We start from the raw sequence: 14,520 nt of genomic DNA, 5'->3' as shown, positions 1-14,520 counted from the left end.
GAGGGCTCCCTGCTATCGGAATCGGGCCTGCTGTTTGCGCACGGCCACCACCTGTTCCGAGGCGCGCACCGCCTGCCCCAGGGTGTGGATGCCCCGCTCCTGTAGCAGGGTGATCATCCGGGCGAGGATGTCGGCGGTGACCCGCGCGTCGGCCAGCGCGCTGTGGCGCTTTTGTACTTCTACCCCGAGGCGCTCGGCGACACCCTCCAGCGTATGGTCCGGGGTATGGTCGTGCAAATACACCGACAAGAGTAGCGTATCCAGTACCGGCTGGCGGAAACACACGTCGGCGCGCGCCTCGGCGCGGCGCAGAAAGCCCATGTCAAAGGCCGCATTATGCGCGGCCAGGACGGTGTCCTCGCCGACAAAGCGCTGAAAGCGCTGCAGCACCGGCCCGATCTCCGCCGCCCTGGCCACGTCCTCGTCGCTGATGCCGTGGATGCGGGTGGCGCTGGCGGGGATGGCCCGGCGCGGCCGGACCAGTTCCTCGAAGTACTCGTGCTGCACTACCCGACCGTTCACCAGGCGCACCGCCCCGATGGCGATGATTTCGTGGCCCCGCGCCGGTGACAGCCCCGTGGTCTCGGTGTCGAAAACGACGCAGTTGAGCTGGTCCAGCGGCCGGTCGGCCCAGGCGCCGAGATCGGCGGGCTGCTCCGCCACCGAGAAGTCGTAAAAGGCATCCGTGCCGGTTTCCGGCGGGGCTGGCGGGCACCATTGCCGGGTAGAGGCGGGCAAGGGCAGGCGCAGGCAGGCCCGGCCGTGATCCAGCGAGCGGCTCCACGCCACACTGTGATGGCGCTCGAGCACGGCCCGGGCGGGCAGCTCGCCGGCCAGTTCCGGTTGGGGGGCGTCCAGCCACTGATCCAGCCGTTCGCTGCTGACCGGTTCGCCGGTCCAGCTCAGGTCCAGGTAGACCCGCTGGTCCCCCATCAGGGCCTCTACCGTGATGTCCTCCACCCCCTGTTCCGCAGCCAGGCGCGCCAGCAGGTGCTCCAGTACCAGGCCGATGGCGTGGCCCTCGGCGTGCACCCAGAGCGGCAGTCCGATCTCCCGCACCCGGGGCAGCCGGTGGCCGGCCCGTCGCGTCACACTGCCCAGCAGGTCGCTGGTGTAGAGGTCCGCCATCACCCAGGGGGGCGAGACGAAGCGTTGGGCCTCCTCCGCCAGTTGCTGGAACTGCTCATTCAGGGTGTGGCTCTCTCCCCGTAACAGCTGCTCGAAGGCCCGGCGTTGGTCGCCGGTCATCGACGCCACCTGGTCGAGGCTGTCGGCGGCGGCGAGCAGGCTGGCCAGGGGGGTGCGCATGGCCTCCAGCGCCGCGTTCAACCGCTGCTCGCGCTCGGCCATGCCGCGCAACTCGTGGGTGATGTCGTCGAGGGTGAGCACGAAGGCGGACTGCAGCGGCCCGCTGGCGGGCAGCAGGGCGAGCTTGCAGTGGAGCAGGCGGTCCTGGTCGCGGGTCGCGCAGACGAACTCGGTGCTCTCGCTGCCGTCGCCGGGGGTGGCACGGCTGTGGCGCAGTTGCTCCAGGCTGTGTTCCAGCGGAGCGGGGGCGAGCAGGTCGCCGATGGGGCGGCAGAGCCCCAGTTCCGGGGGGTCGTCGAGAATGGCCCGGGCGGCCGGGTTGTAGAGCATGATCCGGCCGTGGTCGTCACAGACGATCACCCCCTGGCGCAGCCCCTGCAGCACCACCTCCAGGCGGGTCTTCTGCGCCTCCAGCCCGCGGGGGTCGCCGGTGACCGCCTTGGCTACCTCCAGTCGGCATTCATACAGGGCCCGACCCAGGGCCTCGACCCGGTGGGGCAGCGTACCCAGCAGGTGGGGGCCGTTCAGCTCGATGCGATGGGCCGGATTGCTGTGGCGCATGATGGCCGCCCCGTGGCTGACCGCGGCCACGGCGGCGGTCAGCCGCTGGTCCAGCACCAGCCAGATCAGTGCCAGCAGCCCCCCGAAGCCGAGCCCGAAAGCGCCCAGCGCCAGGATGGCGCGTCCGCGCTGCAGGTCGTCGGGGAGTTGCGGCAACAGGTAGTGGCCCAGCGCCAGCAGGGCGCCGAGCAGCACGCCCAGCGGGACCAGCAGGAACAGCCAGAACCGGGCGCGCGGGCGGACCGGACGGGGCGAACGGGGCACGACGCGGGCCGCGACCGGAAAGGCTCAGCCTTCGCCCAGGAGTTCGCGCACCTTGTCGATGACCTCCTGGGTGGAAAACGGCTTGGTGATGTAATCGTCGGCGCCCAGGGACAGGCCTTTCTCGCGCTCTACGTCACGCCCCTTGGCGGTGAGCATGATCACCAGAACGTCCTTCCAGTCGTCATCGGCACGGATGGCCTCGCAGACCTCGTAGCCGTTCTTGCGCGGCATCATGACGTCCAGCAGCACCAGGTCCGGCTTCTGCTCCTTCAGGGCCTCCAGCGCTTCGTCACCGTCGGTCGCGGTCTCGACCTCGTACCCGGCCTGCTTCATGAGGAATTCAAGCGACAGGACGATGTTGGCCTCGTCGTCGACGATGAGAATGCGTTTCGGCATGTGTGCAGCTCCTCCGGTCACGGCCCAGTTGTTTTGTTCGGCTATGGTCGTCCCGATAGACGAAAGCGCTCTGGCGGTGGGCCCGTACCCTTTAATTGTACCTGGCTTTTTCGACATGAAAATGCGGGTGCCCCCGAGGGGGCGGATCAGGCCCCGAACCGGGCGTGCATGTTCTCCTGAAAACGTTTGACCACCCGCATGGTCAGGGTGAGGCTCCGTCGGGCCAGCGGATGCAGATCGTCCACGGCCACCTCTTTGTCCAATGGCGTGCCGGCCTCGCACTGGGACAGCTGGTGGGCCAGCAGCAGGTCCAGCAGGTCCTCGTGGGCGGCAATGACCGACTCGGCGGCGTCCGGGCTGAGTACGCCCTGACGGACCAGCGCTTGTACCCGGCCCCGGGTATTGGTCTCCTGGATGCCGGAGCCCACCGCGTGCACCCGGGCGCAGTTGGCGATAATCCGCAGCCCCTGGCGCTTGATGTCGATCTTGCCGCGGTTGGGGCCCCGGTCGGGCGTCACCAGCCGGTTGAACAGCCCCAGCGGTGGCCGCCCCTCGGCGTCATCCATGGCCAGGGCCCGGAGCGCCCGGGGGTGGGCCGGCAGGGCCTCCAGCACGTGGCGCCAGAGCGCATCCACCAGCCGGTCCTCGCCGTACAGCAGCTCGAAGTCCAGCACGATATTGCACCAGCGGGCCGCCTTGCTGCCCGGGTACTGGGCGGCCCGGCTGAAACTGGCCTGCCACTCGGACAGGGTCTTCTGGTAGGCCGGGTTGCGGGCCATGATCTCGCCGGGGCAGATCGCGTAGCCCACCTCGCCGAGATTGACGTTGACCCGGTCGCAGAAGGTCTGGAACCACTGCTTCTCCTCGTCGGAGAGGGGGCCCGGGGCATCATCGATGATGATGCCGTTGTCCTGGTCCGGCTCGAACAGCATCTCCCGCCGGCCCCCGGAACCCATGATGACCAGGGCGTAGGCGCGCGGTGCGGTGCCGTGGCCCTCGCGCTGGATCTCCTCCAGCGTGAGGTCGATGCAGCGGCGCTGCAGGGCCAGGTGGAACTCGCTGATCACCCAGGCCGCCTGGCTGGCATCGCGGTGGCTCTCGAAGGCATCGCGCACCACCTTGCCGATATCCCGGTAGAGCCGTTGCAGCTGCTTGAGGTTGGCCGCATTCCAGGCCAACTCCAGGGCCGTGCTCTCCTGCATCAGCAGCGCACGCAGGATGTTGGTCTGCGAGAGCATGCCGGCCGGTTTGCCTTCGTCCATCACCACCAGGTACTTCTGGCGCAGCTCGGACTGCAGGGCCTCGGCGCGCCAGAGCGGGGTGTCCGGGGTGATCGGGATGGTGGGCCGGGTGATGCTACTGACCGGCGCCGAGGGCGGGTAGCCGGTGCCCAGCACGGCGTGGGCCATGTCGGGCGCGGTGACCAGCCCGAGCAACCCGCCCTGGTCGTCCATGACGCCCATGGAGCCGATGCAGCGGGCCTGCATTTCGCTGTGCACGGCCATCAGGGTGTCGCTGCCCCGGCAGGTGGCCAGGGGGCTGTTCATGGCCGTGCGGGCCGGGCGTGCCAGTGCGCCGGTGGGGGCCTGGTTGGCGTAGCTGCGTGCCCGGATGCGCTGGGTGATGACCTGCTCCAGCGCATCGTGCAGGCCGGGATGCTTGGCACTCAGGGTGTGGATGCGCTCGAACGGGACCACCGCCAACTGTGCCGGCCGTGTTACCACGGCCGTGGCGGAATAGGGCTGGTTGTCCAGGTAGCTGGAGATGCCCAGCAGGCAGATGGCCTCCCGCAGTGCGGTCTCGCCGCTGGGGTAGACCAGGTCGGCGGCCCCCTCCAACAGCACGAACAGCGCCTTGGGGTCGGTGTCACCGAGGCGGAACAGGGTGTCGCCGGGCTCGGCGCGGCGAATCTCGGCGCCCTGGATCAGCGTGGACAGCGCCGCCGGATCCATGTGGTGCAGCGGGCGGCTCCGGGCCAGTTCGTGGATGTCGGGCGGCGTGGGTTCGATGGCGCGCTCGGCCATGCTGGTCTCCGCGTTGGTTGAGCCGTTTGGAAAATATCGCATTCTCGCCCGGTTTTGTCCAAAGCACGCCGCGTTACGCGGGTACACAAGGCATCGTTACCCAAGGTAGCACTTGCGCCAACGGGAGGCCGGTGGATGGGCAGCCAGGCGGCGCTAACAAGCTGAAAGTGAAAGGGATCAATCCCGCACGGCCGGTGGCATGATTCTCGCTCCCCTAAAGGGTAGCCACTTTTTGCGGGTACTGCCGGATGTCCGGCGGCCCGTGCCCACAGATGAAGCGGAGCATGCAGGCAGAGGGAGCCGGACAGCGCCAGTGGGGGGAGCACCCGTAGATGGAGGCGAAGGCAGTATGGCTGTTCATCTTCGTGGCCCTCTACTGGGGTTACTGCGTGTTCTGGGGCGTCCGCGGCGCCATGGAGGCGCGCACGGCTACCGATTACTTCGTGGCCGGGCGCAGCGTGTCCATGTGGGTGTTCATCCTGGCCGCCACGGCCACCTCCTTCTCCGGCTGGACCTTCATCGGCCATCCCGGGCTGATCTACCAGGACGGGCTGCAATACGCCTACGCCTCCTTTTACGCCATTACCATCCCCTTCACCGGGCTGCTGTTCCTGAAACGGCAGTGGATGATTGGCAAGCGCTGGGGCTTCGTGACCCCCGGCGAGATGTTCGCCACCTATTACAAGTCCGACACCCTGCGCATCCTCATCGTGCTGGTGGCGTTGATCTTCGCCATCCCCTACCTGGGGGTGCAGCTGCGCGCCTCCGGCTTCCTGTTCAACGTGCTCACCGACGGCATGCTGGGCGTGGAAGTGGGCATGTGGCTGCTCTCGGCCATCATCGTCTTCTACGTGGCCTCCGGCGGGCTGCGGGCGGTGGCCTACGTGGATGCGCTGCAGGCGGTGCTGTTGGCCGGGGGCATCGTCATCGTTGGCGGGGTGGCCATCTACTTCATCGGCAGTTGGGGTGTGTTCATGGAGGGGATCGCCCGGCTCAGCGAGCAGTCCGTGGAACGGGGCGAGTACGTCACCCCGGCCGGGTTGAGCGGTTACGTGGCGGTGCCCGGGGTGATCCAGTTCGTCAGTGACGGGCCCTCGGCCAGCGGCGGCGCCTGGACCGGGCTGATGATCCTCACCTACATGTTCGCGCTGATGGGCATCCAGTCCAGCCCCGCCTTCACCATGTGGGCCTTCTCCAACGCCAACCCGCGTCCCTTCGCTCCGCAGCAGGTGTGGGCCTCCGCGGTGGGCATCGGGCTGATCCTGTTTACCTTTACCGCCTTCCAGGGCATGGGCGGGCACATGCTGGGGGCGAACCTGGGGTTTACCGCTGACAACCCGGACCTGTTCGACAGCCGCGACCGGGTGGTGCTGCAGCGGGGGCTGATCGCCACCGCCGAGCCGGAACTCTCCCGCGAGGCGGTGGAGGCGCGCATCGAATCGGGGCTGGCGGCGCTGCAGGCCACCGGCCCGGGGGAGACGGTGGATCTGGCCGGCGACCACGGTTGGGTGGACCTGAGGGATCACGGTGGCGGTGACCCCGCGCTGGTCCCCCAGATGATCAGCCTGCTCGAGGTGGGGGCGCCCTGGCTGGTGGGACTTCTGGCGGTCTGCGCCCTGGCCGCTATGCAGTCCACCGGCGCGGCCTACATGTCCACCTCCGGGGGGATGATCACCCGAGATATCCTGCGCCGCTACCTGATGCCGGAGGCGGACCACGCTACGCAGAAGTTCTGGGGGCGGGTCTTCGTGCTGCTGATCGTCGCCGCGGCCCTGCTCACCGCCACCCTGGCCACGGATGCCCTGGTGCTGCTGGGTGGGCTGGCGGTGGCCTACGGCTTCCAGATGTGGCCGGCACTGATCGGGTTGTGTTTCTGGCCCTGGCTGACCCGGCAGGGGGTGGTGGCCGGTCTGATCGTCGGTCTGGTGGTGGTCACGCTCACCGAGAACATAGGGGTGCAGTTGCTGGGCGCCCTGGGGATGGATCTCTGGGGGCGCTGGCCCTGGACGCTGCACTCCGCCGGCTGGGGGATCCTTTTCAACCTGGGCACCGCGATCATCGTCTCGGCATTGACCCAGAACCGCGCCGAGACCGAGCACCGCATGGTCTACCACCAGTTCCTGCAGGAGCACGCGGGCCTGCCGGCGGAAAAGCGCCATCTGGTTCCGGTGGCCTGGATCCTGACCATCGGCTGGTTCTTCTTCGCGGTGGGGCCGGGCACGATCATCGGCAACACACTGTTCGGTTATCCCCAGTCGCCGGTGTTCGGGCTGCCCTCCATCTGGGTCTGGCAGCTCCTCTTCTGGGCGGCCGGCTGTCTGCTGCTCTACTTCCTGGCCTACCGGATGGAACTGAGCACCGTCCCGCGCAAGGAGGTGGAGGTGCTGGCCGAGGAAGAGGACGAGGACATCCGCCTGGACGTCCACCGCCCGTCCTGAGGGCTGCCCCGTGATCGACGAGCGTCATTACCGGTTCTTCAAGTGGACAGCGGTGCTGCTGGCCCTGCTGTGGGTTGGCTGGACGGTCTACGACGGCGTGCTCAGCCAGCGTGGGCCGGGGGATAACGCCGCGCTCGCCGGGGACCGGGCCTTCTCCGACGGCCACCTGGAGCGGGCCGAGCAGCGCTACCGCGAGGCGCTGGACGCCGAGTCCGGGCACGTGCACGCCCTGCGCGGCCTGGCCCTGGCGCTGTTGGAGCAGGGGGAGCACGAACAGGCGCTGGCCAAGCTCAACCAGGCCATCGAGCGGGAGCCGGACTTCGCCGGTAACTACGCCAACCGGGGTATCCTTCACGATCGCATGGGCGAGCACCTGGCCGCTTTGCACGACTACGAGCGCGCCCTGGTCATGAACCCGGACCTTGCCGATGGCCCCGGCTGGTTCACCCGCTTCATCCGCCTGCAGGCGGACCCGCCCCCCACCATCGCCGACCGGGCCGACTACCTGCGCCACCAGTTCGAGTTGCCGGAGGAGGAGCGCCAGCTCCTGCAGCCCGAGGAGGACGGCGCACAACGCCCCTGGCGCCAGTGACGGGTGGTACCCCGGTGCCCGCTCCGCCCGGACGGCGCTGCTGATGCGGGCACAAAAAAACCGGCCGCCCCTGGGGGCGGCCGGTTCTGCCAGTAAGCTGGCCCCTGAGGGGCGCAGGCTTACTTGGTTTCCCGATCCTCGATCAGGTTGTCGACCACGGTCGGGTCGGCCAGGGTGCTGGTGTCGCCCAGGCTGTCCAGCTCGTTGGCGGCGACCTTGCGCAGGATGCGGCGCATGATCTTGCCGGAGCGGGTCTTGGGCAGGCCCGGGGCCCACTGGATGACGTCGGGCTTGGCGATCGGGCCGATCTCGTTGGAGACCAGCTTCACCAGCTCCTTCTTGAGCTCGTCGGTGGGTTCCACGCCGGCCATCAGGGTGACGTAGGCGTAGATGCCCTGCCCCTTGATGTCGTGCGGATAGCCGACCACCGCGGCCTCGGCCACCGAGTCGTGCAGCACCAGGGCGCTCTCCACCTCGGCGGTGCCCATGCGGTGACCGGAGACGTTGATGACGTCGTCCACACGGCCGGTGATCCAGTAGTAGCCGTCCTCGTCCCGACGGGCGCCGTCACCGGTGAAGTACATGCCCGGGTAGGCCGACAGGTAGGTCTCCATGAAGCGCTTGTGGTCACCGTAGACCGTACGCATCATGCTCGGCCAGGCGCGCTTGATGACCAGGTTGCCGTCGCAGGCGCCTTCCAGCTCCTTGCCCTCGGCGTCCACCAGGGCCGGCTCCACGCCGAAGAAGGGCAGGGTGGCGGAACCCGGCTTCAGGTCGGTCGCGCCTGGCAGCGGCGCGATCAGGATGGAGCCGGTCTCGGTCTGCCACCAGGTGTCCACGATCGGGCAGCGGCTGTCGCCGACCACCTTGTAGTACCACTCCCAGGCCTCCGGGTTGATGGGCTCACCGACCGTGCCCAGGATGCGCAGGCTCTTGCGGCTGGTCTTGGTGACGTACTCGTCGCCCTGGCCCATCAGTGCGCGGAGCGCGGTGGGGGCGGTGTAGAAGATGGAGACGTTGTGCTTGTCCACCACGTCCCAGCAGCGGGAGGCGTCCGGGTAGGTGGGCACGCCCTCGAACATCAGGGTGGTGGCGCCGTTGGCCAGCGGGCCGTAGACGATGTAGCTGTGGCCGGTGACCCAGCCCACGTCGGCGGTGCACCAGTAGACCTCGCCTTCCTGGTAGTCGAAGACGTACTTGTGGGTCATGGCCGCGCCCAGCAGGTAGCCGGCGGAGCAGTGCTGCACGCCCTTGGGCTTACCGGTGGAGCCGGAGGTGTAGAGGATGAACAGCGGATCCTCCGAGTCCATCTGCTCGGCGGGGCAGTCGGCGGAGACGTCGGCCACGGCCTCGTGGTACCAGATGTCGCGGCCGTCCTTCCAGTCGATGTCGCCGCCGGTGCGCTTGACCACGAAGACGTTCTTGACGTCGGGGCAGCTCTCCAGGGCCTTGTCGGCGTTGGACTTCAGGGCCACGTTGCGGCCGCCGCGCACGCCCTCGTCGGCGGTGATGACGGTCTCGCAGTCGGCGTTCTGGATGCGGTCCTTCAGCGCGTCCGGGGAGAAGCCGCCGAACACGATGGAGTGGATGGCGCCGATGCGGGCGCAGGCCAGCATGGCCACGGCCGCCTCGGGGATCATCGGGAGGTAGATGCAGACGCGGTCACCCTTCTTGACGCCGCGGGCCTTCATGGCGTTGGCCAGGCGGCAGACCCGCTCGTGCAGGTCCTTGTAGGTGATGTGCTCGGAGTTGTTGGGGTCGTCGCCTTCCCAGATGATGGCGGTCTGGTCGCCGCGCTTCTCCAGGTGGCGGTCCAGGCAGTTGTGCGCGACGTTCATCTTGCCGCCCTCGAAGAAGCGGATGTCGCCGTTCTTCAGGTCGGAGTGGTAAACCTTGTCCCACTTGCTGAACCAGTCGAGGAACTTCTCGGCCTGCTCACCCCAGAAACCCTCCGGGTCGTCCAGGGAACGCTGGTACATCTCCTGGTAGGTCTCTTTGGTGATGTGCGCGTTCTTGCGGATATCGTCGGGTACGGGGTAGACCTTCGCGTTGGACATACTGGATCTCCTCCCAGTTTTGAATTGTTGCTGATGGCCCGTCGGGGCCGAAAAACACCGGCTTACAGCCTGATTCGTGGTTATGGCCGAGCACTGCGCGGCGCCCTGGTATTACGCCCCCTTTTGGACTGACCAATTGACCGGCTCAATGCCGCCCAATTCGTCTGTCGGAGCGGCCGGGTGACCGTCGAGCGCGCAGCCCCTCGTGGGCTCAGCCGTACTTCTTTCTGCTCTGTGCGGGCCTGCTGCCCGCTGGCGGCATTATGGTAACGCTTTCCACGCCATGTTTTGAAATGGCGCAGTGCCGCCGATCTCCTAACCCTAACATTATAAAACATTATTTTCTCGGCCGGGGGATCCCGAGGCGCTGGCGTTTTTCCCAGAGCGCCTTGCGACTTATGCCCAGCCCCTTGGCCAATGCCGTCTCTGTCATCTGGTCCTGGTTGGCCAGGACGTATTCGCGGAAGTAATCCTCCAGCGACAGATCCGGCTTGCCGCTGGGCGCACCGCCGCCGGAGGGCGGCGTCTCCCCGCCCTCCGGCGACCGGCGGCGGGGCAGGGTCAGCTGCTCGGCGGTAATGGTCTCGCCCTCGCAGAGGATCACGGCCCGCTCAATGGTGTTCTCCAGTTCCCGGACGTTACCCGGCCAATGGTAGTCGCTGATCGCCGCCAGCGCCTCCCCGGACAGCTGCAGTGCAGGTCGGTTGAGCCGCTTGCAGATCTTCTCTAGCAGGACCTGGGCCAGCACCGGGATGTCGCCCTCGCGTTCGCGCAGCGGGGGCAGGCGGATCTCCATCACGTCGATGCGGAAGAACAGGTCCTCGCGGAACTGGCCCTCGTTGACCAGTGCCTGCAGGTCGCGGTGGGTGGCCGCCAGCAGGCGCACATCCACCTGGCGCTCCCGCGACGCCCCGACCCGGCGGATGACCCCCTCCTGCAACACCCGCAGCAGTCGCCCCTGGGCCTGCATGGGCAGCTCGCCGATCTCGTCCAGGAACAGGGTGCCGCCGTCGGCGGACTCCACCAGCCCCTGGCGCGCCCCCACCGCCCCGGTGAAGGCCCCCTTTTCGTGACCGAACAGCTCCGCCTCGATCAGGCTGTCCGGGATGGCGGCGCAGTTGACAGCGATCAGCGGCCCGTCCTTGCGGGCGCTCTGCTCGTGCACGGCGCGGGCCACCAGCTCCTTGCCGGTGCCGGATTCGCCCAGGATCAGCACCGAGGTGTCGGTGGGGGCCACCTTGTGGATGCGCTGGAAGACATCCTGCATCGCCTGGCATTCGCCGATGATCCCGCTCACCGGGTAGTCGCGCTGGATGTCCGCCTTGAGTGCGGCGTTCTGGCGCTGCAGACGGTGATCCTTGAGCACCTTGTCCACGGTGAGCAGCAGCTCGTCGTGGTCGAAGGGCTTGGCGATGTAGTCCACCGCCCCCTCGCGCATGGCCTCCACCGCCGAGCGCACGCTGGCGTAGCTGGTCATGATGATGACCGGCACCTCGCCGGCCAGCGGGATGACCCCGGTGCCGGGTTCGCCGGGCAGCCGCAGGTCGGCGATGATCAGGTCGTAGTCGGCGAAGCGGTGGCCCTCCTTGGCCTCCTCCAGCGACTCCGCCTCCGCCACCCGGTAGCCGTTCCGGGTCAGCAGGCGCCGCAGCGCCGAGCGGATGACCGCCTCGTCCTCGATGATCAGCAGTTGCGCCATCTGATTACCTCCATTGTGTCCCGGGCGTCGCTGATCGCCCCTACGGCGACGGGAACTCCAGGGTGACGGTGGTCCCGCCCACATCGGACTCGATGTCCAGGGTGCCGCCGTGATCCGTGATGATGTTGTAGACCAGCGGCAGGCCGAGGCCCGTGCCCTGGCCCGCCGGCTTGGTGGTGTAGAAGGGGTCCAGCACCTTCTTCAGGGCCGAGGCGGGGATGCCCGGCCCGTTGTCCGCCACCCGCACGATGATCCGGTCGCCGCGCTCGCGAGCGGTGAGCACCAGCCGGCCCTGCTGTTCGCAGGCGTCGGCGGCGTTGGAGAAGAGGTTGACGAACACCTGCACCAGCCGCTGGCCGTCCCCCAGTACCTCCAGGTGCTCGGGGATGCGGTTGTCGAATTCCATCTCCTTGCCGCGCCGGCTCAGTACCATCACCTGGCGGGCTTCGTCGGCGGCCTCGCGCAGGCTCACCGGGTCGGGCGGGGCCTCCTCGGTGCCGCCGGCGTGAGCATAGCTCACCAGGGTGTGCACGATGTTACTGATCCGGCGGGTCTGCTCCAGGATCTGCTCCACGCTCTCGCGCACCAGCGCCGGGTCGTCCTCCTCGCGCAGGTTCTGCGCCAGCGAGGCGACGCCGGTCACCGGGTTGCCTATCTCGTGGGCCACGCCGGCTGCCAGCCGGCCGATGGAGGCCAGCCGCTCACTGTGGGCCAGCTCCCGCTCCAGCACCCGCAGCTCGGTCACGTCCTCCACCAGCATCAGGCTGTCGTTGGTGCGGCCCTTGCCGGGCTCGCCGATGCGGGTCCGGTGCAGGCTCAGCCAGCGGGTACCGTCGCCGGGCACCTGCGCCTGGTCGTGGGCGTGGGGCTGACCGAAGGCGATGAAGCGGCCCAGCAGCCGACCCCAGGGCTCCGGCAGGTCCTCCAGCCGGTTGCCCAGGGCGTCGGCGGCGGGGATGCCGGTGAGTTGTTGCATGGCGGTGTTCCAGCGGACGATGCGCTGGTTGGCCGTCACCGTGATTACCCCCAGGGGCAGGTCCTCGAGGATCTGCCGGTGGTAGCGGCGCAACCGGTCCAGCTCCGCGGTCAGCCCGCGGAAGCGGCTGCTGGAGGACTCCAGCCGCTCCTCGATCTGGCGGATGTTCTGGGTATGGGCGGGGCTGACGGAGTGGTCCAGCTCCAGGCGCTCGTCCACGATCATGCGCGCCAGCACCGGGCCCATCATGCCGGAGAGGTTGCGCTCGATCTGATCGCGCAGGTGCTTGAGTCGGTCCGGGCGGTTCTCGGTCCAGTCCAGTCCCAGGTCGTTCAGCGCCTTGCCCACCTCGGCGCGGGCGGCCTCGTCGCCGGTGACCGGGGCCAGCTGCACCACGAACTGCGCCGGCGAGTCGGCCACCAGGGTGCCGAAGGTCATCGGGTGGCCCAGGTCGCGGCAGGCCTCCGCAGCCTGGCGCTCCGGCCCGGTCTGTGGGGTAAGGGTGGAGACGGCGGCGAACAGCAGGGCGTTGAACGACAGCGACCAGAAGGTGGCCAGCCCGTAGATGTCGGTCGGTGACTCCGGCGCCGTGGGGAAGCCGAGCAAAAAGAAGGGCTCGGTGCCCACCAGCGCCGGCAGAAACAGCGCGTCCAGCCAGACCAGCGTGCCGCCGAGCAGTCCGGCGATGAACCCCCAGACATTGGCCCGGGCCCACCAGAGCACGCCCACCACCCCCGGGATGAACTGCGCCATGGCCAGAAAGGAGATCAGGCCCCAGTCCACCAGCCCCTCGCCCGGGTCGAGCATCAGGAAGAAGTAGTAACCGGCGGCGATCATCAGCGCGATTAGCGCCCGCCGGGTCCAGCGCAGGGTGGCGTACAGGTCCAGGTCCTGGCGCGGGCGAGCCCGGGTCAGCGGCAGCACCAGGTGGTTCAGCGTCATCGAGGCGAGCGCCAGGGTGGAGATAATGATCATGGCGCTGGCCGCCGAGATGCCGCCCAGGTAGGTAATGATCACCAGCAGCGGCGAGTCGCTGAGCACGGCGATGCCCAGCACGTAGTACTCGGGGCCCGTCCCCGGCTGCAGCACCTGGCCGGCCCAGAGGATCGGGGGGATGCAGATGGACAGGGCCAGCAGGTAGGCCGGGAACCCCCAGCTGGCCTTGAGCAGGCTGCCCGGCTTGAGGTTCTCGGTGAAGATCATGTGGAACTGGCGCGGCAGCAGGAAGGCCGCGGCGAAGGCCAGGAACAGCAGGCTCATCCAGGGGCCGTCCAGCGCCGGCTGGTAGAAGGCCTCCAGTCGTTCCGGGTTGTCCGCCAGCCAGCGGTTCAGGCCGATGGGGCCGTCGAAGGCCAGGCTCATGGCCACCCAGGCGATCACCAGCAGGGCGGCCAGTTTGACCAGCGACTCGAAAGCGATGGCCACCACCAGGCCGGTGTGCTTTTCCCGCGGGGTGACGTGGCGGGCGCCGAAGATGATGGCGAACACCGCCACGGTGATGCAGAACACCACCGCCAGGAAGTGCACCGTTGTCTCGCCCCCCGCCAACCACTGGCTGGACTCGGCCACCGCCCGGATCTGCAGGGCGATGTAGGGCAGGATGCCGGTCAGCATCACCAGCGTGACCAGCACCCCGGCCGCCTGGCTGTGGTAGCGGAAGGCGAACACGTCCGAGAGCGAGGTCAGCTGCTGGTCACGCGCCAGGCGCAGCAGCGGCATCAGCAGAACCGGCGTGAGCAGGAACGCGATGGTGGCGCCCAGGTAGATGGGCAGGTAGGCGATGCCGTAGCGCTCGGCGAAGCCCACGCTGCCGTAAAAGCTCCAGGTGGTGGCGTAAACCCCCAGTGCGAGCACGTAGAACACCGGGTGGTGCGCCACGGCACGCGGCAGCCAGCCGCGCTCCGTGCCGTAGGCGATCACGAACAGCAACAGCAGGTAGGCCGCCGCGCTGAAAAAGAGCGTGCTGAGGTTAAAGTCCATGCGGTCTGAGCTTTCTGACCACCAGCCAGCAGAGCACCAGGACGACCGCCCAGGCGAGGAAGGGCAGGTACCACGGTGGCGTCTGGCTGAGCCACCAGGTGGCGAACGGCGTGCACAACAGGAATACGGCCAGCAGGCCGAGTATCACACTGTTTCCCCGCGCCCTCGGGTCAAGCGTCCCAGGCATGTACTCCTCCTCCGCGGCAGGGTTGGGTCACCCCGTCT

The 14,520-nt window shown here is 68.2% G+C and carries 8 protein-coding genes; 2 read left to right on the top strand and 6 right to left on the bottom strand.

The genetic code is table 11. From position 1 onward, the window contains the following. Positions 1-12: 12 nt before the first annotated feature. The 3 genes from DFR31_RS04805 to DFR31_RS04795 form a co-directional block, all read right to left on the bottom strand. On the bottom strand, positions 13-2,133 hold the full coding sequence (locus DFR31_RS04805) for a 3'-5' exonuclease (protein WP_121441495.1): 2,121 nt from the start codon (positions 2,131-2,133) through the stop codon (positions 13-15). A 24-nt stretch (positions 2,134-2,157) separates the two neighbouring features. Further along, positions 2,158-2,529 (bottom strand): response regulator transcription factor, encoded by a 372-nt coding sequence (locus tag DFR31_RS04800; RefSeq protein WP_121441494.1) that lies wholly within the window; start codon positions 2,527-2,529, stop codon positions 2,158-2,160. A gap of 146 nt (positions 2,530-2,675) precedes the next feature. Next, positions 2,676-4,553 carry a putative nucleotidyltransferase substrate binding domain-containing protein gene (locus DFR31_RS04795; protein WP_170153594.1) on the bottom strand — a complete coding sequence of 626 codons (1,878 nt, stop codon included), beginning with the start codon at positions 4,551-4,553 and terminating at the stop codon, positions 2,676-2,678. 332 nt (positions 4,554-4,885) lie between these two features. Between DFR31_RS04795 and DFR31_RS04790 the strand changes: the two genes are divergently transcribed. Further along, the gene (locus DFR31_RS04790; protein ID WP_121441492.1) at positions 4,886-6,991 is read left to right on the top strand and encodes a sodium:solute symporter family protein; all 2,106 of its coding nucleotides are present in this window, start codon (positions 4,886-4,888) and stop codon (positions 6,989-6,991) included. A 10-nt stretch (positions 6,992-7,001) separates the two neighbouring features. Beyond that, entirely contained in the window at positions 7,002-7,583 is a 582-nt protein-coding gene (locus DFR31_RS04785; protein WP_121441491.1) for a tetratricopeptide repeat protein, read from the top strand. Between the two features lie 119 nt (positions 7,584-7,702). Here DFR31_RS04785 and acs read toward each other — a convergent pair whose 3' ends face one another. From acs to DFR31_RS04770, 3 genes are all read right to left on the bottom strand, one after another. Continuing rightward, a complete protein-coding gene (gene acs, locus DFR31_RS04780; protein WP_121441490.1) occupies positions 7,703-9,640 on the bottom strand; it encodes an acetate--CoA ligase in 1,938 nt (645 codons plus the stop codon). A gap of 337 nt (positions 9,641-9,977) precedes the next feature. Next, positions 9,978-11,339 carry a sigma-54-dependent transcriptional regulator gene (locus DFR31_RS04775; RefSeq protein ID WP_121441489.1) on the bottom strand — a complete coding sequence of 454 codons (1,362 nt, stop codon included), beginning with the start codon at positions 11,337-11,339 and terminating at the stop codon, positions 9,978-9,980. 40 nt (positions 11,340-11,379) lie between these two features. Then, positions 11,380-14,295 carry a sensor histidine kinase gene (locus DFR31_RS04770; protein WP_121441488.1) on the bottom strand — a complete coding sequence of 972 codons (2,916 nt, stop codon included), beginning with the start codon at positions 14,293-14,295 and terminating at the stop codon, positions 11,380-11,382. Positions 14,296-14,520: the final 225 nt, after the last annotated feature.

It is taken from the genome of Alkalispirillum mobile (genome assembly GCF_003664325.1).
In the GTDB taxonomy this organism is placed as follows: Bacteria; Pseudomonadota; Gammaproteobacteria; order Nitrococcales; family Halorhodospiraceae; genus Alkalilimnicola; species Alkalilimnicola mobilis.
Note: the sequence above shows the minus strand (reverse complement) of the source record. Positions and strands in the feature narration are given on the sequence as shown.